Source organism: Variovorax sp. UC74_104 (genome assembly GCF_044055375.1).
GTDB lineage: Bacteria > Pseudomonadota > Gammaproteobacteria > Burkholderiales > Burkholderiaceae_C > Variovorax.
In genome coordinates, this window is record NZ_CP171979.1 from 697,964 (window position 1) to 719,495 (window position 21,532).

Annotated in this window: 23 protein-coding genes and 1 pseudogene; 10 read left to right on the forward strand and 14 right to left on the reverse strand. The window is 67.0% G+C overall.

The window, feature by feature from the left end:
- Positions 1-31 precede the first annotated feature (31 nt).
- The gene (locus ACHMXA_RS33940; protein WP_395321815.1) at positions 32-1,021 is read left to right on the forward strand and encodes a Bug family tripartite tricarboxylate transporter substrate binding protein; all 990 of its coding nucleotides are present in this window, start codon (positions 32-34) and stop codon (positions 1,019-1,021) included.
- A gap of 357 nt (positions 1,022-1,378) precedes the next feature.
- Here the strand turns inward: ACHMXA_RS33940 and ACHMXA_RS33945 are convergent, their stop codons facing one another.
- Positions 1,379-2,254 carry an IclR family transcriptional regulator gene (locus tag ACHMXA_RS33945; RefSeq protein WP_395321817.1) on the reverse strand — a complete coding sequence of 292 codons (876 nt, stop codon included), beginning with the start codon at positions 2,252-2,254 and terminating at the stop codon, positions 1,379-1,381.
- A gap of 129 nt (positions 2,255-2,383) precedes the next feature.
- On the opposite strand from ACHMXA_RS33945, the gene ACHMXA_RS33950 reads away from it, so the two are divergent.
- Positions 2,384-2,854: a hypothetical protein gene (locus ACHMXA_RS33950; RefSeq protein ID WP_395321819.1), complete on the forward strand. Its 471-nt coding sequence runs from the start codon at positions 2,384-2,386 to the stop codon at positions 2,852-2,854.
- A 16-nt stretch (positions 2,855-2,870) separates the two neighbouring features.
- Positions 2,871-3,389 (forward strand): hypothetical protein, encoded by a 519-nt coding sequence (locus tag ACHMXA_RS33955; protein WP_395321821.1) that lies wholly within the window; start codon positions 2,871-2,873, stop codon positions 3,387-3,389.
- 148 nt (positions 3,390-3,537) lie between these two features.
- Here ACHMXA_RS33955 and ACHMXA_RS33960 read toward each other — a convergent pair whose 3' ends face one another.
- Positions 3,538-4,398, reverse strand: a complete 861-nt coding sequence (locus ACHMXA_RS33960) for a DMT family transporter (RefSeq protein WP_395321822.1) — start codon at positions 4,396-4,398, stop codon at positions 3,538-3,540.
- Positions 4,398-5,282 carry a MurR/RpiR family transcriptional regulator gene (locus ACHMXA_RS33965; RefSeq protein WP_395321824.1) on the reverse strand — a complete coding sequence of 295 codons (885 nt, stop codon included), beginning with the start codon at positions 5,280-5,282 and terminating at the stop codon, positions 4,398-4,400. The genes ACHMXA_RS33960 and ACHMXA_RS33965 overlap by 1 nt, the downstream gene beginning before the upstream one ends.
- A gap of 87 nt (positions 5,283-5,369) precedes the next feature.
- Between ACHMXA_RS33965 and ACHMXA_RS33970 the strand changes: the two genes are divergently transcribed.
- A complete protein-coding gene (locus tag ACHMXA_RS33970) occupies positions 5,370-6,266 on the forward strand; it encodes an oxidoreductase (RefSeq protein ID WP_395321826.1) in 897 nt (298 codons plus the stop codon).
- Between the two features lie 224 nt (positions 6,267-6,490).
- Here ACHMXA_RS33970 and ACHMXA_RS33975 read toward each other — a convergent pair whose 3' ends face one another.
- Both ACHMXA_RS33975 and ACHMXA_RS33980 read right to left on the reverse strand, forming a co-directional pair.
- The gene (locus tag ACHMXA_RS33975; RefSeq protein ID WP_395321828.1) at positions 6,491-7,507 is read right to left on the reverse strand and encodes a TRAP transporter substrate-binding protein; all 1,017 of its coding nucleotides are present in this window, start codon (positions 7,505-7,507) and stop codon (positions 6,491-6,493) included.
- 25 nt (positions 7,508-7,532) lie between these two features.
- The gene (locus ACHMXA_RS33980) at positions 7,533-8,315 is read right to left on the reverse strand and encodes an IclR family transcriptional regulator (protein ID WP_395321829.1); all 783 of its coding nucleotides are present in this window, start codon (positions 8,313-8,315) and stop codon (positions 7,533-7,535) included.
- Positions 8,316-8,465: 150 nt separating this feature from the next.
- On the opposite strand from ACHMXA_RS33980, the gene ACHMXA_RS33985 reads away from it, so the two are divergent.
- The 5 genes from ACHMXA_RS33985 to ACHMXA_RS34005 are packed head-to-tail and all read left to right on the forward strand — an operon-like array spanning position 8,466 to position 13,220.
- Positions 8,466-9,467: a TRAP transporter substrate-binding protein gene (locus tag ACHMXA_RS33985; RefSeq protein ID WP_395321831.1), complete on the forward strand. Its 1,002-nt coding sequence runs from the start codon at positions 8,466-8,468 to the stop codon at positions 9,465-9,467.
- A 20-nt stretch (positions 9,468-9,487) separates the two neighbouring features.
- Complete coding sequence (locus ACHMXA_RS33990) at positions 9,488-9,943, forward strand: type II 3-dehydroquinate dehydratase (RefSeq protein ID WP_395321833.1); 456 nt, start codon at positions 9,488-9,490, stop codon at positions 9,941-9,943.
- Positions 9,940-10,503: a TRAP transporter small permease gene (locus tag ACHMXA_RS33995; RefSeq protein ID WP_395321835.1), complete on the forward strand. Its 564-nt coding sequence runs from the start codon at positions 9,940-9,942 to the stop codon at positions 10,501-10,503. Before ACHMXA_RS33990 ends, ACHMXA_RS33995 begins: the two co-directional genes overlap by 4 nt.
- The gene (locus tag ACHMXA_RS34000) at positions 10,500-11,780 is read left to right on the forward strand and encodes a TRAP transporter large permease (protein WP_176666339.1); all 1,281 of its coding nucleotides are present in this window, start codon (positions 10,500-10,502) and stop codon (positions 11,778-11,780) included. The genes ACHMXA_RS33995 and ACHMXA_RS34000 overlap by 4 nt, the downstream gene beginning before the upstream one ends.
- 57 nt (positions 11,781-11,837) lie before the next feature.
- On the forward strand, positions 11,838-13,220 hold the full coding sequence (locus tag ACHMXA_RS34005; RefSeq protein WP_395321837.1) for an ELWxxDGT repeat protein: 1,383 nt from the start codon (positions 11,838-11,840) through the stop codon (positions 13,218-13,220).
- On the opposite strand, the gene ACHMXA_RS34010 is transcribed toward ACHMXA_RS34005, so the two are convergent.
- The 9 genes from ACHMXA_RS34010 to ACHMXA_RS34050 all read right to left on the reverse strand — a co-directional run bounded on the left by ACHMXA_RS34010 (position 13,201) and on the right by ACHMXA_RS34050 (position 21,212).
- Positions 13,201-14,184 carry an alpha/beta fold hydrolase gene (locus tag ACHMXA_RS34010; protein ID WP_395321838.1) on the reverse strand — a complete coding sequence of 328 codons (984 nt, stop codon included), beginning with the start codon at positions 14,182-14,184 and terminating at the stop codon, positions 13,201-13,203. The two genes, ACHMXA_RS34005 and ACHMXA_RS34010, sit on opposite strands and share 20 nt — an antisense overlap.
- A gap of 12 nt (positions 14,185-14,196) precedes the next feature.
- Positions 14,197-15,375, reverse strand: a complete 1,179-nt coding sequence (gene pqqE / locus ACHMXA_RS34015) for a pyrroloquinoline quinone biosynthesis protein PqqE (RefSeq protein WP_395321840.1) — start codon at positions 15,373-15,375, stop codon at positions 14,197-14,199.
- Positions 15,353-15,622 carry a pyrroloquinoline quinone biosynthesis peptide chaperone PqqD gene (gene pqqD, locus ACHMXA_RS34020; protein WP_395321842.1) on the reverse strand — a complete coding sequence of 90 codons (270 nt, stop codon included), beginning with the start codon at positions 15,620-15,622 and terminating at the stop codon, positions 15,353-15,355. The genes pqqE and pqqD overlap by 23 nt, the downstream gene beginning before the upstream one ends.
- Positions 15,619-16,296 carry a pyrroloquinoline-quinone synthase PqqC gene (gene pqqC / locus ACHMXA_RS34025; RefSeq protein WP_395322685.1) on the reverse strand — a complete coding sequence of 226 codons (678 nt, stop codon included), beginning with the start codon at positions 16,294-16,296 and terminating at the stop codon, positions 15,619-15,621. The genes pqqD and pqqC overlap by 4 nt, the downstream gene beginning before the upstream one ends.
- A 96-nt stretch (positions 16,297-16,392) precedes the next feature.
- On the reverse strand, positions 16,393-17,313 hold the full coding sequence (gene pqqB / locus ACHMXA_RS34030; protein WP_176666334.1) for a pyrroloquinoline quinone biosynthesis protein PqqB: 921 nt from the start codon (positions 17,311-17,313) through the stop codon (positions 16,393-16,395).
- Positions 17,314-17,367: 54 nt separating this feature from the next.
- Complete coding sequence (pqqA, locus tag ACHMXA_RS34035; RefSeq protein WP_080898329.1) at positions 17,368-17,442, reverse strand: pyrroloquinoline quinone precursor peptide PqqA; 75 nt, start codon at positions 17,440-17,442, stop codon at positions 17,368-17,370.
- A 40-nt stretch (positions 17,443-17,482) separates the two neighbouring features.
- Positions 17,483-19,705 (reverse strand): PQQ-binding-like beta-propeller repeat protein, encoded by a 2,223-nt coding sequence (locus ACHMXA_RS34040; protein ID WP_395321844.1) that lies wholly within the window; start codon positions 19,703-19,705, stop codon positions 17,483-17,485.
- 8 nt (positions 19,706-19,713) lie between these two features.
- On the reverse strand, positions 19,714-20,874 hold the full coding sequence (locus tag ACHMXA_RS34045) for a ThuA domain-containing protein (protein ID WP_395321846.1): 1,161 nt from the start codon (positions 20,872-20,874) through the stop codon (positions 19,714-19,716).
- Between the two features lie 161 nt (positions 20,875-21,035).
- Complete coding sequence (locus ACHMXA_RS34050) at positions 21,036-21,212, reverse strand: hypothetical protein (RefSeq protein ID WP_395321848.1); 177 nt, start codon at positions 21,210-21,212, stop codon at positions 21,036-21,038.
- Between the two features lie 225 nt (positions 21,213-21,437).
- On the opposite strand from ACHMXA_RS34050, the pseudogene ACHMXA_RS34055 reads away from it, so the two are divergent.
- Positions 21,438-21,530: pseudogene (locus ACHMXA_RS34055) on the forward strand (LysR family transcriptional regulator); the annotation flags it as partial.
- Positions 21,531-21,532: the final 2 nt, after the last annotated feature.

Here is a 21,532-nt window from a genome sequence, read left to right on the forward strand (position 1 = left end):
GCCTGCACGCATTCGCAAAACGGAGACATTCATGACCCCCATCCAAAAGCTCGTCGCGGCGGCCGCGGCCTTCCCGCTGGCGGCAGTGCTGGCGCTGTCAGGCACCGCCGCCAGCGCCCAGCCCGACTACCCCTCCAAGCCCGTGCGCATCATTGCCCCCTTCCCCGCAGGCAGCGGGCCCGACGCCAACGCCCGCGAACTGGCGGCGGAGCTGACGAAGATCCTGGGTCAGTCCTTCTATGTGGAGAACCGTCCGGGCGCGTCGAACATCATTGGCACCGAGGTGGCGGCCAAGGCGACCAACGACGGCTACTCGCTCTACATCGGCACCACGAGTTCGCTGTCGGTGGTGCCGCACCTCTATGGCAAGCTGCCCTTCAATGCCGAGCGCGACTTCGCGCCCATCAGCCTGCTGGGCGTGCTCAACACCGGGCTGATCGCCACGCCCTCGGTACCGGTGAAGGACGCGCGCGAGCTGATCGCGCAGCTCAAGACCAGGCCCGACTCGGTCAACGTGGCCACGCAAGGCATCGGCAGCTATTCGCACCTGTCGGCGGCGTGGTTCAACAGGGAGGCCGGCGTGAAGTCCAACCTGGTGCCCTACAACAGCAACAGCCCCTATGCCGACCTGCTGGCAGGACAGATCCAGCTGATGTTCGACGGCCTGCCCGCCGCCGCCACCAACGTGCAGGCGGGCAAGCTCAAGCTGCTGGCCATCACCGGCCGCGAGCGGCACCCGAGCTTCCCCAACGTGCCCACCTTCGCGGAACAGGGCCTGCCCGACTACACGCCCATCGCCTGGCAGGGCCTGCTGGCGCCCGCCGGCACCGCACCGGCCATCCTGGAGAAGCTCAGCGCCGCGATGGCCAAGGTGTGCCAGTCACCCGAACTGGCGAAGAAGTGGCGCGACTACGGCGGCGAGTTGCGCTGCAACACGCCCGCCGAATTCACCGCCTTCATCCAGGCCGACCGCGCCATGTGGGGCAAGGTGATCCGTGCCGCGGGCGTCAGGCTGGACTGAGGACGCATGACGCCCGTGTCTCTTGCGCTTGCCCGGATCGCGGGGCCCGACCAGCGCCACGGCACCCACGTCGAGGTCTGCTGACCATGCGCGCTCTCTCTCAAGCAACGACCTGGTCGACGGCGACGGTTACGCCATACGCGTGGTGGCACATTCCGCGCTCACCTTTGCCGTACCGGCCGGACTCGGTCTGCATGCCGCCGTCGAGCTGCCCGAGGCGCTCTTCACCTGTGGCACGACTTCTTCGGCGTTGCGGCCCTGAGGCCGGAGAGCAGGTCTCAGCCAGAGTTCATCGTGCCGGTTGTGAAGAGACGGCGCAGGTCGACACGCGCCGGCTGACGCTGCGCCGTAGCTGACCTACGCCAGCCGCCCTCCGATGCGCGAGGCGCCCTCGGTGATCAGATGAACGATCTTTTCGAGATCGACGATGGCCAGGCGCGAGGTATCGAAAACCAGCGAGATCGCGGCCCATGCACCACCGTCGGTCTTCAGGATCGGCGCGGCCACCGCCGCAAGCTGTGGTTCGAGCTCACCGATCGATACGTAGTGGCCCGCCTTGCGAATCGCCGCAAAGCCACGGCGGAATTCGCTCCAGTCCGCGGGCAGTCCGCTGCGAATGATTTCGTCGTGGCGGGCGTCGAAGACCTTGCGCAGTTGCGCCGGCGTGAAATTGGCCAGCAACACCTTCGGTGCCGCGCCTTGGAACAATGGGCGGGGGCGTCCACGCCCATAGGCGAGGGTCGCCGGAGCCCCGCCCATCTCGCGATGCGTGTCCAGGGCCTGCATCCCGAAGAGGCCGGAGAGGACGCAGTCGAACCCGGTCGCGGCGACCAGTTCGCGCATCACCGGAATGCCCTCGCGCAGCACCGGGTCCGCCTTGCGGATGTAGTGGTCGAGCAGGATGATGCGAGGTCCCAATGCGTAGTGCGAGTCCTCGACGCGTTGCAGAAGACCGGCTTCGAGCAGCATCCGCACGTAGCGATAGCCCGTTGGCAGCGACACGTCCAGTGCCGCCGAAATGTCGTCCGCAGTGCGTGTCAGGTGCGTGTCGTCGAAAAGATCGAGAACTCCCAACATGCGTCCCAAGCTGGACATGGATTTTTCCGGCACGCAAATTTCTCCAGGATGTAATGACGCGACAAGGAGGTGCTGCGAGATGCGATCCAGCTCGTGCCCCTTGCGCGCGACGCCGACAATATATCGGTCCGGCATGCTGGCCCGAATCGAGGCCATACGTCACGCCTCGAGGCCGCGCGGGGGATGCCCGGCCTGCGTTCATGGAAATTGTGCTGCAGGTCATCCCTCCAAGCACGCCCCGCAACGAGGGCTGCCCCTGGCGGAGTGGTGCGACGGTATCGCCCGATGCGCCTGCCGGTCGCGGGCTTTGCGCTTTCTCGCCACCGCAATACCGCGCAAGGTTTGGATATGCATACTGCGCCCATGTCCGTGCCGCACCCCCCATCGCTTCTGCGTCCCATCCACTGTGCGGGCGCCCTTCTGGCGTTCACGAGCTTGTCCGCGCAAGCGGATCCCACAGTGGACCTCTTCCGCTTGCTGGGCTGGACCGCGGCACTGGGCTTTGGACAGATCCTGGCCTGGGTCGTGGGGTTGGCACTTGTCTTCCTGGTAACGTTCTTCGTGCCTGGCCCGCTCCTGCGGGCGCTGGTTCGCGCCCCGCTGCTTTGGAGCCTGTTCCTGCTTCTCGTGCCTCGCTTGCGTGGGGGGCCGTGGAGCTGGAGCAGCGTTCTGCTGGGCCTGGCGACCGCCGCCTTGGGTGCCTGGCTCATCGAGCGTCGCTGGAATGACGACGACGTGGATCTCGATCTGAGCTGACACACTGGAGTCGCCGATGAGTTTGTTTCGCAGGGCCGTTGCGCTGGTCATCTTCCTGGGTTCGGCCTGTTTCGCGATCCGGATACGTTCGGACGGTTCCGGGCTGGCAGCAATCCTTCTCATCCCGGCAGTGCTCGTCGCGTTCTTCGCGCTCGCGATGGTCCTGTTCGACCTCCCCGTCCTCGGAGATCGATCGTTCGAGGACAGCGGTTTCGAACGCACCGTGCTGTCGCCGTGGCAGTTGAAGATCTTCGGCATCTTTCTCGCGTTCCTCTTCGGCGGTGCACCTCTCTTCATTGCCGTGCGAGGCCTCTCCAGAGGCGTCATTCCCGCCCCCTGGGGTGCTCCAGATATCGTGCTGGCCCAGGCGCCATTTCGCTTTCTGCTTGCGTGTGCGCTCTTTGCCGGAGCCGGTGCGGTGCTCGCGGTGCTGATCATGAAAGGGGCCGGGCGAGCCAGCGGCTCAAAGCCGCCATATCCCAGATCGCCAGCGGGGACGCGAAGTGGACGGGACAAATCCGGCCGGCGACGGTGACAGCGCGTCGGCCGTCGCGTTCAAGACACCGTCGCTGCCAAGTGCTGCGCGACATCGATCGACAACATCGAACCGGACACCAAACCATCGGACAAGTCCCTTGGCTCGTCGCAGCAGATCGGATCGGTAGCGTCGGCCCGCCGAAACATCAAAGACTGATCGCCGCGATCCCGGCCAGCACGATCACTCCCCCGGCGATGCGGCGTGCGAGCTGGCCCTCACGAAAGAGCCAGCACGCCAGAAAAGCGCCGATGACGATGGACGACTCGCGCAGCGGCGCGATCAGCGCCACCGGTGCACTCAGCATGGCGGTGAGAACGAGGATGTAGGCCAGCGGGGACAACACGGCAACGACGAGGATCGGCACTGCGTTGGCACGCAGGACATCGGGGATCCGATGCCGCCGCAGCAGCGCGATGGGTGTCAGGATCAGGCCTTGCAGCAGGAGCGTGCCTGCGTAATAGCTCACGGGCGCCAGGTGCCACGAGGTGACCGAGTAGCTGTCCCAGAGGGTGTATGCGGCGATGGTGGCACCTGTCGCGGCCCCCCAGAGGATCCCCGGTACCGGACGGCGGGGTCCGCCTCCGAACAGATTGCCCGCGACGACGAGGATGCCCGCGACGATGAGCAACGCTCCGAGCATGGCGACCGCGGTGAGTCGTTCCCCCAGCAGGAGAACCGCGAACAGCATCGTCAGCATGGGTCCCGTGCCGCGGGCGACCGCATAGACCACGCCCAGTTCTGCGCGGTCGTAGCCGGCCTGCAGGATCAGGGAGTAGGCGATGTGCAATGCGGCCGAGACGGCGGAACCCACCGCGAGCCGCCAGTTGAGCACCTGCTGCCCCTTGGCCATGAGGGCCAAGCCGATCGGCACGCACAGCAGCGCCGAGGCGCAGGTATAGGCCCAGACGAACAGAAAGGTGTCGCCGCGCTTGTATTTCGAGGCGATGTTCCACAGCGCATGGGCTGCCGCGGCGGCGAGCACAAGCGCGACGGTGCCGGGCTGCATCAGCAGATGTCGGGCAGGTCGATGCCTGCCCGCTCTGCCAGGCGGCTGCGCTCGGGGTCGCGCAGCGCGAGCATTGCGACCAGCGCGTCGATCACGACGAGTTGGGCCAGCCGACTCCCCGCTGCGGCCATCTGCGCCGGCAGCGGCGCACCGCCGACGACCAGCGCGATATCCGCGAGGGTCGCCAATGGCGTGCCGTACTGGTTGGTGATGGCAATGAGCGAAGCCCCGGCGGACGACGCCGCATCGGCGATGGCGAGGGTGGTCGAAGTGCGTCCGGTCGAACTGACGGCGATGACGACGTCGCCGGGGCCGAGGAGGCGCGTCGCGATCATGGCCGACAGGTAGTCCGGGATGCCGATGGTCGTCACGCCGACTGCGCGCAGCCGGAAGACCGCGTCGGCAGCGACCGTCGCCGACGGTCCGGCACCGAATGCGATGACCTGTCGCGCAGACTGGATCGAGCGGACCGCTTCTTCGAACGCAGGCAGTTCGACGGCCCCGCCGAGCGCGGTCAGTGCGTCGGTGCCTGCGCGGATGGATGTTTCGAGCACCGTGGCCGACGTCGCATCCGCGGCGAGCACCTCAGGCGGCGCGAAGAACCGGGTCGTGCCCCGGGCACGAGCGATCTCGATCTTGAGTTCGGTGAACCCGGTGAACCCGATGGCACGTGCGGCGCGGACAACGCTCGGTGGCGAAACGCCGGCACGAGCCGCAACCTGCGCGGTCGTGCTCGCGCCGACGAACAAGGGATCGGCGAGCAGCAGAGCCACGACCTTCGCTTCGCTGGCGGCCAGATCGCCGCAGCGGGCCTGGATGCTCCCTATCCATTGCCCGAGCCGCGCTTCGTCCGAAGAAACTCCATTACCAACTTCTTCATTCATTTGGAATATATTACATCCCTCATCCGAAGCAGACAACCGCCGCGCAAGCAGGCGTGCTCTGCAACAAAGCCGCAGGAGTCCCGTTGCATGAATCCAGAACGCAGTCCATCCGTGGCCGTCGTGGGGCCGGGTGCCATCGGCACCACGATCGCGGCGGTGCTGCACGGGGTCGGGCGCACGCCGTTGCTGTGCGGTCGCACGTCCCGCGATCAACTGGTGCTGCGCGATGGCGATCGCCTCATCACCATTCCCGGTCCGGTCCGGACGGATCCCACCGAAGTCGAGCACCCGGTCGATCTCGTCTTTCTGGCTGTCAAGGCGACACAGATCGAGGCAGCCGCAGCATGGCTTGGCGCATTGACCGGTCCGGAGACGGTGGTGTGCGTTCTGCAGAACGGCGTCGAGCAGTTGGAGAGGGTCGCGCCACATTGCCCGCGTGGGCGGATCGTGCCTGCCGTCGTGTGGTTTCCCGCACAGGCGCAATCCGATGGCTCGGTGCGCTTGCGTGGCGACGCTCGCCTCAGCTTGCCGGACACGCCGGCTTCCCGCGTGATCGCCGAGGCCATGCAAGGCACTCGCTGCTTCGTCGAGTTGGCGCCAAATTTCAAATCCCTGGCTTGGCGCAAGCTGCTGCAGAACGCGGTGGCCGGACTCATGGCGCTCACGCATCGTCGCTCGGGCATGTTCGGCCGGTCCGACATCTCCAGTCTCACCCTGGGCTATCTGCAGGAATGTCTGGCGGTGGCCCGCGCCGAGGGCGCCGAACTCGGCGACGAGGTGCCGCAGGCGATCCTCGACAAGTTCCAGGCGTCTCCCGCCGACATGGGCACATCCATCCTCACCGATCGCGAAGCCGGCAGGCCGCTCGAATGGGACATTCGCAACGGTGTGATCTCACGTCGCGGCCGGGCTCACGGCATTCCGACGCCGATCAGCGACGTCCTGGTGCCGCTGCTCGCGGCGGCGAGCGACGGCCCTGGCTGATTGCCGGCCTGCGCTCTTGCTGTCCTTCCGTGCCGCCGGCATGGCCGCTCGAGTCCTCAGCGCACAGTCATCGAGTCCGATGCAATCACCCCCGTGACGCGCGCACCTCGGTTCGAACCTTGCCCCTCTACTTTCAAGCACTGCCCTACCGACGAGCCCCGCCGGTTTTTGAAACACCCGCGTGCCCGACTCGGCTGCTCCAGTGCCCTGCGTGGCGAAGCGGCCTACTTCCGCACTTTCTCGATTTCCGTCATCAACTCCTTGACGGTGGCCTCGCCCACGGACGCCGAGTACTTGTCGATCACCGGCTTGACCTTGGCGCGCAGCTTGGCCATCTCCTCCGGCGGCAATTCCGAGACGGTCATGCCCGCCGCCTTCAGGGCATCGAGCGCGCTGTCGGCCGCGCCGCGCGAGGCCTGGCGCTGGAACGCCGTCGCCTCGGCCGAGGCTTCGGCAAGAATCTTCTTCTCCTCGGCGCTCATGCCGTCCCATGTTTTCTTGCTGACCAGCAGCGCCTGCGGGTTGTAGATGTGCCGGGTCTGGGTGATGTGCTTTTGCACCTCGGCGAACTTGGACGACAGGATGGTGGTGTTCGGGTTCTCCTGGCCGTCGACCGCCTTCTGCTCGAGGGCGGAATACAGCTCCGGGAACGGCAGCGGCGTGGCGTTGGCGCCCAGCGCGGCGAACATGTCGATGTAGATCGGCGACTGGATCACGCGGATCTTCAGGCCTGCGATGTCGTCTGCCTTCGTGATCGGCCGCTTGCTGTTGGTGAGATTTCGAAACCCGAGGTCCCAATAGCCCAGCCCGTGCAGGCCCTTGTCCTCCAGCTTGGCCATGAGCTTCTGGCCGAAGGGGCCGTCGGTGACCGCATCGGCCTCCTTGCCGCTGTTGAACAGGAACGGGAAATCGTAGGCCGCGAACTCCTTCACTTGCGCCGAGAGGATGCCCGCGTTCAGCACCGTGAGCTCCACCGTGCCGCCCTGCAGCGCCGACACGGTCTGCAGGTCGCCGCCGAGCACGCCGCCCGCGAACAGCTTGACGGTGATCTTGCCGCCGGACTTGGCGGCCACCAGATCGGCGAACTTCTGCGCGCCCTGTGCCTGCGGATGGCCGGTCTGGTTCTGGAACGCGAACTTGAGCGTGCGCTCCTTGACCTGTGCGACCGCACCTGGCGCGGCAAGCACAGCCGTGGCGGCCACCGCGGCCCAGAGCAGCTTGCGAATCGGATTCTTCTTCATGGCGGTTGTCTCCTCGTTGGGGTTGTCAGGCTCTCTTCTTGAACAGCGCCGAGGCGCCGCTGGCGCGTGCGACTTCCTCGGCCGTGCCGAGCAGCGCCGGCCCCAGCGCCTCCATCCGCTGCGGCGTCAGCCTGACGGCCGGCCCCGCGATGGTGACCACGCCGATCACCGCGCCGTTGACGGAGAAGACCGGGGCGGCCATGGCGGTCATTCCCGGCGCGAAGACCTCGTTGATCATGCTGAAGCCGCGCTGGCGGGCGGCCTTCACATAGGCCATCACCGCCTTGAGCGTGGTGGGCGCCTTCGGGCCGAAGTCCTCCGGCTTGCCCAGCCCCTTCTTGGCCACCAGGGCCATCGCATCGTCTTCGCTCATCGTCGAGAGCCAGGCATGCCCAGCGGCGCTGCACGACAGCATCACCGACAGCCCCATGTCCGGGTCGTAGCGCAGCCCGTGCGTGGCCCCTTGCGCCTTGGCCACGAACGTCAGGTCTTCGTCGTCGACCACCGCCAGGCGCACCAGTTCGCCCGAGGCGGCCGCGAGCTGGTCCAGCAGCGGCTGGGCCACATCCACGATGCCCGAATTGCTCAGGAACGACAGCCCGACGGAGACGAGCTTGATGGTCAGCACGTAGTGACCGTCGCCCGGGCTCTGTCGTACGTAACCGCAGCGAATCAGCTCCGTGAGCAGTCGGTGCGATGCGCTCAGGGGGATCTTCAACTCACTGGCCACCGTGGACAGTGCAACACCCTGCGGGTATTCCGCCAGGTATTCCAACACTTTGAAGCTGCGTCCCAGCATCTCGCTCATTTGATGTCTCCCGGTTCAATCGCGCCCAGCCGCCTGTCGCGACGGCATCACTCTATCAGATCACGGGAAGGGATTTCCATAATGGAAAGATTTTCCGGAAAACTCAGAATCGCCGCAGTCAGTCCTTTCCGCTTCCTCTGGAGACCTTCCGTGAAACTTCTTCGTACGCTTGCCGCCGCCGGCCTGTGCATCGGCCTTGTCGCCCCGACCTGGGCCCAACAGGAACGGGTGATCCGCTTCGGCCATCTCAACAATGCGGACCATCCGGTGAGCTTCGGCGTGAAGCGCTTCGCGGAGCTGCTCGCGGCCAAGAGCGGCGGCAAGATGAAGGTGCAGGAGTTCCCGGCCTCCCAGCTCGGCAACGAGATGCAGCAGCAGTCCGCGCTGCAAGGCGGCGTGCAGCAGATGTCGGCGCCGGCCACCACGTCGCTCGCAGGCATCGTCAAGGAGTTCGGCCTGGTCGACTTCCCCTTCTCCGTCAGCAGCTTCGCCCAGGCCGACGCCCTCCTCGACGGCCCCCTGGGACAGGCCCTCGTCGCCAAGCTGCCCGAGAAAGGCCTCGTGGCCCTCGGCTACTGGGACCTGGGCTTTCGCAACGTCACCAACAGCAAGCGTCCCATCGGCAGGCCCGAGGACCTCGAAGGCCTGAAGATCCGCGTCATTCCCAACCCCGTGTTCCTGGAGACCTTCAAGGCCTTCAAGGCCAACCCGGTGCCGATGCCGTTCGCAGAACTCTACGGCGCACTCGAAGCCAGGGCGGTCGACGGCCAGGAGAACCCGTATTCGGTGATCCTGTCGAACAAGTTCTTCGAGGTACAGAAGTTCGTGAGCGCGACGAATCACGTGTATGCCGCCAACATCGTGCTGGTCAGCAAGAAGTTCTGGGACTCGCTGTCCCCCGCCGAGCAGAAGATGATGCACGAGGCCGCCGACGAGGCGCGCGGCTACCAGCGCCAGGTCAGCCGGGCGGCGGCCCAGAAGGCCGTGGGCGAACTGCAGGCCAAGGGCGCCCAGTTCAACGAGGTGAGCGCGGCCGAGCAGGTGCGCATGCGCGAGATCGCCAAGCCGGCGATCGACAAGTTCGCGGCCCAGTACGACCCCGCCATCGTCAAGCTCTACAACGAAGAGCTCGCCCGCATCCGCAAACCATGACCGCGCCACGCGCCACCTCCATGAAGATACTCGTCCTCCACGGCCCCAACCTGAACCTGTTCGGACGCCGCGAACCCCACATCTACGGCAAGACCACGCTCGCCGAGATCAATGCCCGGCTGCAGGCGCTGGCCGGCGAACTCGGCGTGACGCTGGAGACCCTCCAGTCGAACCATGAAGGCGACCTGATCGACTTCCTTCATGCGCATATCGACGACGCGCAGGGCGCGCTGGTCAACCCCGCCGGGCTCACGCAGCACGGCGTGCCGCTGCACGACGCGATCAAGGCCATGCCGTTCCCGACCATCGAGGTACACATGTCCAACATCGCCGCGCGCGAAACCTGGCGCGCCCACTCGATCATCTCGCCGGCGGTCAAGGGCACGATCCAGGGACTGGGCCCCCAGTCGTACCTGGCCGCCCTGCGCGCGCTGGTGGAGCTGCACAGGCAGACCGAAGCGCAGGCCGCCGCATGAGCCGCTGGATCGACCGGTGCTGCCGCGGCATCGAGGCGCTGATCGCAGCCGCGCTCGCGGTGATGGTCGTGCTCGTCTTCGGCAACGTCGTGCTGCGCTACGGCTTCAACTCGGGCATCACGGTATCCGAAGAAGTGTCTCGCTGGCTCTTCATCTGGATGACCTTCCTGGGCGCCGTGGTCGCCTTGAAGGAGCACGGGCACCTGGGCGTGGACATGGTGGTGCAAAAGCTGCCGCCCCTGGGCAAGAAGGTCTGCCTGGCCGTCGGGCACGTCGTCATGCTCTACATCGTCTGGCTGCTGTTCCAGGGCAGCGTCGCGCAGGCGCGCATCAACTGGGACGTGACCGCACCCGTCACCGGCGCATCGATGGCCATCGTCTATGCCTCGGGCGTGGTCTTCTCCGTCCTCGCCGGCCTGATCCTGGCGCTCGACCTGCTGCGCCTGCTCACCGGGCGCATCGCCGAGAGCGACCTCGTGATGGTCCAGGAGTCGGAGGAAGCCGTGCAGCTCCAGCAGATCCTCGGCGCGAACGACGACGCTCGGGGAGCGCGCCGATGACCATCCTCGTCTTCGTGGGCACCTTGCTGCTGGCCATGGCGATGGGCATTCCCATCGCGTTCTCGCTGCTCGCGAGCGGCGTGGCGCTGATGTGGCACCTCGACCTGTTCGACGCACAGATCCTTGCGCAGAACGTGATCGGCGGCGCCGACAGCTTCCCATTGCTGGCCGTTCCCTTCTTCATGCTCGCCGGCGAGATCATGAACGTCGGCGGCCTGTCCAAGCGCATCGTCGACTTCGCGCTCGCGCTGGTCGGCCATGTGAAGGGTGGCCTTGGCTACGTGACCATCATGGCCGGCTGCCTGCTGTCGGCGCTCTCCGGCTCGGCGGTGGCCGACGCCGCCGCGCTGACCGCGCTGCTGCTGCCGATGATGGTGAGCGCGGGGCACGACAAGGCACGCGCGGGCGGCCTCATCGCGGCCACCGGCGTGATCGGCCCGGTGATCCCCCCGAGCATCGGCCTCGTGATCTTCGGCGTGGCCGCCAACGTGTCGATCTCCAAGCTGTTCCTCGCGGCGATCGTGCCGGGCCTGCTCATCGGCGGTGCCCTGTGGATCACCTGGGCATGGCTCGTGCGGCGCGAGAAGATCGTTCCGCCGCCGCGCAAGTCCTCGGCCGAGATCGTTTCGGCCTTCCGCAAGGCGCTGTGGGCGCTCATGCTGCCCGTGATCATCCTCGTGGGCCTGCGCATGGGCGTGTTCACGCCGACCGAAGCGGCCGTGGTGGCTGCCGCCTACGCACTGTTCGTGTCGACGGTGGTGTACCGGGAAATCACGTGGAAGGACCTCTACGGCATCTTCGTGAGCGCGGCCAAGACCAGCGCCATCGTGATGTTCCTGATCGCCGCGGCCATGGTGAGCGCATGGCTCATCACCGTGGCCGACCTGCCGTCGAAGGTCGTCGGCCTGCTGCAGCCCTTCATGGGCAATCAGGTCCTGCTGATGGCGGCGATCATGGTGCTCGTCATGGTCGTGGGCACGGCGATGGACATGACGCCGACCATCCTGATCCTCACGCCGGTGCTGATGCCGATCGTCAAGGCCGCGGGAATCGATCCGGTGTACTTCGGGGTGCTGTTCATCATCAACAACTCGATCGGACTGGTCACCCCGCCGGTGGGCACGGTGCTGAACGTGGTGGCCGGCGTCGGGAAGATCTCGATGGACGACGTCACGCGCGGCGTGGTGCCCTTCATGATTGCCGAGTTCGCGATCCTGTTCGTGATGGTCGCATTCCCGCAGCTGGTCATCGCACCCGCGCGATGGTTCGGGGGTTAGGCGGTGGCGAGGTCCGCTTCTTCCGGCCTGCGGCGGCGTGGCCGCATCTTCCTGGGCATGCTCGCGCTCCTGACGCAGTTGCCCGCGGCCGCACAGGCACCCGACCGCGAGGTGCTGCCCGAGCAGCGCCAGCCGCTGGCTTTCGTTTCGCCCACGGGGCTGACGCCACTGGGCGGAAAGATGATCTTCAGCGCCTTCCATGTCGAAAGCGGGCAGGAGCTGTGGGTCACGGACGGCAGCCGCGCAGGTACCGCGATGCTCAAGGACATCCGCCCGGGCTTCCAGGGCGCCTTCCCCGCCGGCCAGACGGCGTTCAAGGGCCACGTCTACACCGCGGCCACCGATGGCGTGCACGGGATCGAGCTCTGGCGCACCGACGGCACCGCCGCGGGCACCGCCCTGGTGATCGACCTTCAGCCGGGCGAAGAAGGCGCGCTGCCGAGCGAGCTGACGGTGTTTCGCGACGCGCTGTACTTCGTGGCCAATGACGGGCGTTCAGGATTCCAGCTGTGGAAGACGGCGGGCACCGCGTCCACCACCGCGCGCGTGTCCTCGATCGACGCTGGCCCGCGCGCGGTGGCACGCCAGCTCACGGTGGCCGGGCAGCGCCTGTTCTTCACCGCGACCACGCGCGAGCACGGCCACGAACTCTGGGTCAGCGAAGGCACGCCCGAGAGCACGCGCCTGGTTAAGGACATCCGGCCCGGCCCCGAGGACGCAGGCATCCAGAACCTGACGGCGGCGGGCGACGAACTCTATTTCACCGCCCACGACGGCGTGCATGGCATCGACCTGTGGAAGAGCGACGGCACGGCAAGCGGCACACGCATGGTGAAAGACCTGCGGCCCGGTCCCGAACCCTCCCGACCGATGCACCTGACGGCCCTCGGCCGCGCCCTGTACTTCGCTGCCGACGACGGCGCGCACGGCCTCGAGCTCTGGAAGAGCGACGGCACCGAGGTCGGGACCACACTGGTGAAGGACATCCGCCCGGGACCGTCCGGCGCCATTTCCAGCCCGATCACGGCCATGGGCGGCCGGCTCTATTTCGCCGCCACTGACGGCACCTCGGGCGCGGAGCTCTGGCGCAGCGACGGGACGGCCGCAGGGACCGTTCTGGTCAAGGACATCGCGCCGGGCGCGCAGAACGGATCGCCCGCGCGCTTCTCGGTCGTCGGCTCCCGCCTCTGGTTCTCCGCCAACGGCGGCAGCGCCAGCGGCGTCGAACCGTGGACCAGCGACGGTACGCCAGCGGGCACCCGCGCCGTGGCGGACATCGCGTCGGGCGCACGCCATGCGATGCCGCAGGGTTTCCGCCAGCTGGGCAATTCGGTGCTCTTCGTTGCAGACGATGGCAACGGCAACGAACGGCTGTGGACGCACCGCAAGGACGGCCGGGTGGTCCTGGTCGGCGATCCGCTCAGCCAGCGCCTGCACTGATCCGCATGCCGGGCGCGGACTCGCCGGCGCCGCTGAAGGCCTGCGTGAGCGCGTAGTCGTTCAAGGCCTGCCGCATGGCTGCCGCGATGGCCGGGTGCGTCGGGTCGTGGCCGGCGCCCGGCACCCACCGCAGGATGGCACGCCCCTGCAATGCATGCGCCAGCGTCCGGGCGCCCTGCGGCGGGCACAGGCGGTCCTTCGTGCCATGCACGATCAGCGTGGGGACCGCGGGCAATGCGGCGCAACGCTCGAGCAGCGTGGGCGCGCGCAGCCAGCATCCATGCCTCAGGTAGTGGCTCTGCACGCGATAGCGCGTCACCAACCGCTGCAGCGTTGCGTCGTCGGGCTGCGATGCGGGCCTTCCCGTGGCCATGCGTTGCTCCCACCCGAACCAGAGCGCGGCGATCCGGCACTGGCGTTCCGGCGTTCCATGCGCCAAGTTCTCCGCGATCACGTCGGTGATCGGACATTGCCGCCGCCACGCCTCGCTCCACAACGTGCACCACTCGGGGTCGCCGTGGCGTACCGCCTTCGCGAAGAAGCCGTCGATGTCGCGGGCGCGCGCAAGGAACACGTTCCTCAGCAGCAGGCCCGCCACGGCGCCGGGCTGGTCCAGCGCATGGGTCAAAGCCAGCGTGGCGCCCCAGGAGCCGCCCACCACGAGCCAGCGCTCGATCCGGAGGTGATCGCGCAGGCGCCTCAGGTCGTCCAGCAGATCGGCGAGCGTGTTGGCCGTGATCGCGCCTGCCGGCGTGCTGTGACCGGCCCCTCGCTGGTCGGGGCAGATGATGCGGTAGCGCCTCGCATCGAAGTCGCGGCGCAACACCGGCGAGCTGCCCGAGCCCGGCCCGCCGTGCAGCACCAGCGCCGGCAGGCCCGCCGGGTCGCCATGCTCCTCGACATGCATGACATGCCCGCCGTCCAGCGGCAGCCGGTGGACGATCGGACGAGGACCATCCGTCACACGCGGGTCCGCTCAGCCCTGCGCCCGTGCATTGGCGTCCGTGCGAAAGACCAGTTCGCCCGACCGCCTGGCGCCGGGCACGAAACGGATCGGCGTGCCGCCGGTGTCGCCCATGCCAGCCGCGGCCGTGACCATGGCCTCGACCTCCGCGTGGCGCGGACTCTTCGGGCAAACCGGGTCCGTGGCGGCCGCGTCGCCGGTGAGGAGATAGGCCTGGCAGCGGCAGCCGCCATGGTCCTTTTCCCGGTCGTCGCAGCTTGCGCAGGTGCTGCTCATCCAGCCGGTGCCGCGGTAGGCGCCGAAGGCCGGACTGTCGTGCCAGATGCTGCGAACGGCGTGCTCGCGAACGTTGGGGAATTCCAGCCCGGGCAGCATTCGCGCACTGTGGCACGGTAGGGCCATGCCGTCGGGCGCCACCACCAGGAACACGCTGCCCCAGCCGGCCATGCAGGGCTTGGGCTTTCCCTCGGCATAGTCGGGCACCACCCAGAGGATCTTCATGCGCCCCTCGAGGCGCGGCCGGTGCGCCTCGACCACCGCTTCGGCGCTCGCCAGCGCCGAGCGGGAAGGCATCAGCATCTCCCGGTTGCGCCATGCCCAGCCGTAGTACTGCACGTTGGCCAGCTCCAGGAAATCCGCCTCCATGGATTCGGCCATCTCGATGATGCGCTCGACATGCGGCAGGTTGTAGCGGTGCATCACGCAGTTCAGCACCATCGGATAGCCCAGGTCCTTGATCGTGCGGGCCACGCGCTGCTTGAGGTCGAAGGTGCGCGTGGAGCTCAGGAAGTCGTTCAGCTCGCGGCTGGAGTCCTGGAACGACAGCTGGATGTGATCGAGGCCGGCCTTCTTCAGCGCCTCGGCCCGCCGCGGCACGAGGCCCACGCCGGAGGTGATCAGGTTGGTGTAGAAGCCGAGCTGGTGCGCCGCCGCGACGAGCTCTTCGAGGTCATCGCGCACCAGCGGCTCGCCACCCGAGAACCCCAGCTGGACGGCCCCCATGGCGCGCGCCTCGCGGAACACGCGAATCCATTCGCCCGTGTCGAGTTCGTTGCCGTAGCGCGTGTAGTCCACGGGGTTCGAACAGAAGGCGCAGTGCAGCGGGCAGCGATAGGTCAGCTCCGCGAGCAGCCACAGCGGCGGTTTCACAGCGCCCGCGCGGCCGCGCTCACCGGATCCAGTGGCGTCCACGGGCCTGCTCCAGGAACTCGAGCACGTCGGCACGCAGATCGGGTTCACCGAAGGTGCTTTCCAGGTCGGCCACGAGCGCCGCGACCGAGGTCTTGCCGTCGCAGCGCTTCAGGATCTCCGCCGCCGGCTCGTTCAGCCTGATCATGCCCTCGGGAAACAGCAGCACATGGCACTGCTGCGCCTCTTCCCATTGCATCCTGTACATCGTGCCGAGTGCCGGCTGTACGCTGTCGGTCCATGCGGTCATGGCTGCTGCTCTTTCGCAAGGTCGTCGGGATAGGCCTTCTCGATCGCGTCGAGCATGGCCCAGAGGATGTCGAGCTTGAAGCCCAGGATCTGCAGGGCTCGGACCTGTCGTTCGCGCGTGGTGCACCACTGCATCGCCACCTCCAGGCCATGCTCGACATCGCGGTCGGCCAGCGGGATGCGGCTGCGGAAATAGTCCAGGCCCGAGGTGTCGATCCACGGATAGTGCGTGGGCCAGCCCGCGAGCCGGTCCTTGTGGATGCGCGGCGCGAACATCTCGGTCAGCGAGGAGATCACGGCCTCCTGCCAGGGCGCCGTGCGCGCGAAGTTGACGTAGGCATCCACGGCGAAGCGCACGCCGGGCAGGACGAGCGCGTGCGACTCCAGCACATCGCGCCGAAGGCCGGTCGCGAGGCCCAGGCGTGTCCATATCTCGATGCCGCCGGCGTGGGGGCCCTCGTGGTCGCCGTGCCCGTCGTGGTCGAGCATCCTCACCACCCAGCGCCTGCGCGTTGCGCGGTCATCGCAATTGGAGAGGATCGCCGCGTCCTTCACGGGAATGCGGCACTGGTAGTAGAACCGGTTCGCCACCCAGCCCCGGACCTGGAAGGGTTGCAGTTCGCCGGCATTGAGCCGCCGGTTGAACGGATGATGGCTGTGATAGCGCGACTCCATCGCGCGCAGCTGCGATTCGAAGACCTGCGGCGACCAAGGCTCCTGCTGCGTCTGCGTCTGCGTCTGCTGCTGTTGTTGTTGCTGGTGCGTCACGCCTCAGATCTCCAGTTCCATGCCATCGAAGGCCACCTCGATGCCGCGACGCACGAGCTCGGCGCGTTCCGGCCCGTCTTCGTCGAGGATCGGGTTGCTGTTGTTGATGTGGATGAGTACTTTCCTGCGCGCGGTGCAGGCGTCCAGCGCCTTCAGCATGCCCGGACCGTGCGGTCCGTCGCACTGAGGCAGGTGGCCCATGTCGGCGGCGTGCTTCTTGCCGAGGCCCGCCGCGACCATCTCGTCCTCGGTCCAGAAGGTGCCGTCGACCAGCACGGTGTCGCAGCCGTCGAGGCACCTGCGTTCGGCCTCGCCGACCCGTGCAAGGCCTGGTGCATAGAACACGCGCCGGCCACTGGCCGGGGCCTCGATCAGCACGGCCGCGTTGTCGCTGCGCGTCTCGGCCTGCCGGCGCGGCGAGTAAGGGGGCGCCTTGCCGGGAACCGGCACCGCCTGCAGGCGCAGGCCGGCGATCTCGTGCCACGTACCGCCGCCGGGTTCGAGCGGCATCGGGTGCCAGCTCACACCGCTGTAGCTTTCGAGCGCCTTCAACAACGGCAGGCTGCCGGTGAGGTCTTCATGGGACTCGGGCGTGCAGTAGAGCTGCAGCCGCGATCCCTCGCGCAGGCTCAGAAGCCCCGCGACATGGTCGATCTGCGAATCCATCAGCACCACGGCCTCGATCGCGGAATCGCGCAGGCCATGGCGAGGCCACAGCGCCGGCGAGGCGCGCAGCTGAGCGCCGATGTCGGGCGACGCGTTCAGCAGCACCCAGCGTTCGCCGTCGGCCGACACGGCAATCGAACTCTGCGTGCGAGGAAGGGCCCGGACCTGCCCGGTTCGCTGGCCGGCGCACAGGCGGCAGTTGCAATTCCATTGAGGGAAGCCACCGCCCGCTCCCGAACCAAGAACCAGAATCTTCATGGGGGACAAGAAAAAGACGGCACCGGCGCGAAGCCGGTGCCGTCGGGGCCGCGCTCAGCGCGCGGAGATGTACATCGTGATCTCGAAGCCGAAACGCAGCTCTTCGAACTCAGGCTTGCACCATTTCATCGCATTGCTCCTTCAGTGGTTGGGGGATTGAGGGATGGGATCAATACACGACGATCTTGCCCGTCGGGCGCGGGCTATGGCAGTCGTTGTAGAAGTATTCGCCCGGCGTGTCAAAGGTGTGGGTCGCGGACTGGCCCGGAGCCAGCCTGAAATCGAACCTGCCTTCGAAGAACTGCGTGGCGCAGTGCGTGTTCGCATTGGCCGCCGGGTTGGTGAAGGTCACGGTGGTGTTCGCCGGCACGCGCATGAAGGTCGGCGTCATGGCATTCACCGCCGTCGATTCGGTGGTGCCCGGCTCGTTCGCGGCGGTCTGCACGCGTGCCAGGAACACTGTGTTCGGGGTCGGCAATGCCGCGCCTTCCACCGCCGAACCCGACACCGGCCGGCGCACGACGGGCGGCACCGGCGTGGGCGCGGGCGCGACGGAGCCGCCGACCTTGAACGCCCACAGGCGATCGCCGCGCGGTGCCGAATCGCCGTACGGAATGCCCGTACCCCCCGAGAACACCGCGATGTACTGCTCGCCATCGATCTCGTAGGAGACCGGGCTGGCACTGATCGCGGCACCGGTCTGGAAGCGCCACAGTTCGCTGCCGTCATGCGCATCCAGGGCCAGCAGGTTGCCGTCGGGCTGTCCGATGAACAGCAGGTCGGAGGCCGTGCTCAGGATGCCGTTGCCGTGCGCCAGCGAATACGGCATCTGCTTCTTCCACTTCACGAGGTTGGTGCTCGGATCGACCGCCACGACCGCACCGGTCATGTAGGTGCCCGGCGGACGCAGGCCGTTGCTCGATTCGGTGAGCGAGTGCGCCGCCGACACGTAGCCCATGCCCGTGTAGACCAGGCCCGTGCGCTGGCTGAAGGACTGGTGGTTCCAGTTGGCACCGCCGCCATGTCCCGGAATGGAGAGGATCGGCACGTCCCAGTGCGCGTCGTAGAGGCAGCCCTTCACGTAGTTCGGGACCGCGCGGTTGGGGTCGCCGGGGATCGCCGTGCCCAGCGGCTGGTCCACGATGCAGGTCTCGGTCCAGGCGCCCTGGCGCGGGAAGGGCTGGGTCGGCCAGCTGGCCTGGCGGGCGTCCTGCTTCACGGGCACTTCGTCGATGCCCAGCGGCGCGCTGCCGTCCTTGCGGTCGAGGATGTAGTACATGCCCGTCTTGCTGCCGTAGATCACGACCTTGCGGTCTTTCCCGTCGATCTTGACGTCGGCGAGCACGGGAGACATCACGTTGTCCATGTCCCAGATGTCGTGGTGCACGGACTGGAAGTGCCACTTGTATTCGCCGGTCTTGAGGTCCAGCGCAACGATCGAATTGGCGAAGAGATTCAGGCCCGGGCGCGTGGAGCCGTTCTGCGACGAACCGCCGCGCACGTTGCCGAAGGTCCAGTAGACCAGGCCCAGTTCGGGATCCACCGCGGGATGGATCCACGGGGTCGCACCGGTGCGTTCCGATTCGGCGGCACCGCCCCAGGTGTCGTAGCCGATCTCGCCGGCGCGCGGCACGCCCCAGAACGAGGTCAGCACCTTGCCCGTCAACGCATCGGCGGAGAACGCCGCACCGCGATTGCCGTCGTTCGTGCCGAGGTAGAGCCGCTTGTCGTGATAGACGAGCGCCACTTTCTGCAGCGCGCCCTGGTAGTCGGGGTCGGTGCTGCTGCTCGGGTACTGCTTGATCCAGGCGATGGCACCTGTGTCCGTCCTCAGCGCCACCAGGCGGTTGCCGTTGGCGACGGTGAACACCAGTCCCAGGTCCTTCGCGACGGCCACCCCGCGGCGGGTGATGGCACCGTAGGGCGTGGTCCATTTCCATTTCGTGAGGCCGGTCTTGCCGTCCACCGCGATCACGTTGCCCAGCGCGGACTCGATGTAGAGCACGCCGTCGACGACCACCGTCGTGCTCTGGTTGGTGCCGGTGGTCATGCCGCCCTCGATCTGGTTGACCCAGGCGCCGCCCAGCTGGCCGACGAGGCCCTTGTTGATCTTGCGCAGGCTGGAGTAGTTCTGGTTGCCCAGATTGCCGCCCACCTTGGGGAAGTCCTTGTCGCCGGCCGTACAGCAGTCAGACAGGTCGGCCGCGGGCGCGGCGGCCGCCGGCGGAGATGCCAGTGGCGGCGCGCTCGATGCCGGCGGTGGCGCGGGGGCCGGGTTGACAGACAGCACCGGCGCGCCGCCGCCGCTCGAACCGCCGCAAGCGCCGAGCAACAAGGGGGATGCGAGCACGCCGCAGGAAACCAGCAGCGTGACCAATGATCTTTGTTTCATGGATGTCTCTACTTGGTGAAGTTGGGAACGGATGTGCGCGAGGCCGCACGCACCGCGGGCAGTGCGCGGTGCGCGAAGCCGGCCTCGCAGGCTCGTTGCTCGGTCGCTATTCGGTGCAGAAGGGCGTGAGACCCATGGCCGACTTGACGCCCTGGACCACGAGCTTCTGGAACTCGATGGCCCCCCACGCCCGACAGGTCCGCGGTGAACGAGTGGGCGTTGTGCCCGAGGGTCGTGAGCCATGCGCGGCCACCGTCGTAGTACTGGCACCAGGCGACGGGATGGAAGTCCGCATGGCCCGGATGCGGCGCCGCCGTCAGCGGCTTCAGCGTCGAGGTGTCGACCTTGGCCAGGAACTTCACCTTCGTGGGGAAGGGCATGAGGTTGTACCACTCGTCCTGGAACGAAAAGCGCTTGGGCACATCCTTCGTCGACGGGTCGTCCGAGACGATCTCGACGTCGCCGGCGCGGTTCGGCCCGTGGTTGTAGAAGTTCGCGTTGCCAAGCAGACCTTCGTAGTAGGGCCAGTTGTATTCCGCGCCGAATGCGTTGTGCAGGCCGACGAAGCCGCCGCCGCGGCGCATGTAGTTGCGCAGCGCGGTGCGCGCGGCATCCTGGCTCGTGCTGACCGCGCCGTTCCACAACGTGTCGCGGTTCGAGCTCGCGAAGATGATCGCCTTGTAGTTGTTGATGCGGCTGCCGAGGACCGCGACGTCTTCCGTCCAGTCGACCGTGATGCCTTCGGCCGACAGCATGCGAACCAGGCCCGCCTGCATCACGTTGTCCGGATTCATCACCGGGTTCAAACCCGCGGCCATCGGCGTGCCCAGCACGGCATGACGCGGCCCCGCGGTGCGCGAATAGACCAGCACCCGGTCCGGCGTCGAAGCAAAGGCGCCCCAGTCGTTGTAGCACTTGGGATTCGTTCCCCTGCAGACGTTGTAGTAGGTGTCGAAGCTGTCGTCGGGGGCTTCGGCAACCGGGTCCGTCGGCTGAACCGGTGTCTCGCCCGCAGGCTCGGTCGGATTGCTCGGTGCTGCCGGCGACACGGGAAGGGCCGTGAGCGGCACTCCTCCCCCTCCTCCGCTTCCTCCTCCGCATGCAGTCACGGCCAGCGTCACGGCCGCCGCCAAGGCGAGCCTGAGAGTCAATGATTTGGCAAGTTCCAAGGGTGTCTCCTCGTTCTGATCGATGGCGCAGAGTGCGAGCGCTCTGCCGATGCCGGCCCGCCCGTGTCCGCTGCGGCAGGGTTGACCGGGGGCGATCATAGGAAGTTTATGGAAACTATTTCCATTATGGAAATCCCTTCCTATTTTGACGGGCCGGATGATCACCCACCGCTGGACGCGCGGAACGGCCATGGAAAAGCCTGCTCGCCGGACGGCCGCGGCAAGCTGCGCATCGACCACAGGTAGTAGTGCGTGCAGTACTTCCCGGTCATCAAAGTAATTCTTTCGATGGGCATCACAGAAGCCAGAAAAGGCCATGGGATTGCTTCATCGAGCATGTCGTTACGCTCGTTCCGGCATTGCCGCACAACGCAATGCATCCGAATTCAAAAGAACGAACGGGGTCACACATGCATCCGACACAGCCGCCGGGCGTGGTCATTCGTGCCATCGCCTGATGAAGCAACTCGCCCTGCAAGGCGCGACCGCATTCATGCTGCTGGGCATCTCGGTCGGTGTCCAGGCCGCGTGCTTCCCGAACTTCACCTAGCGCTCAAGAAGCGCCACCTCCGGCAGGCGCCTATGTCATCCGACCGCCCGGCCAACGTCCTGCGAGGAAGGTACGCGTCCTGAAGGACCTCATGGAGTATTGCGATCG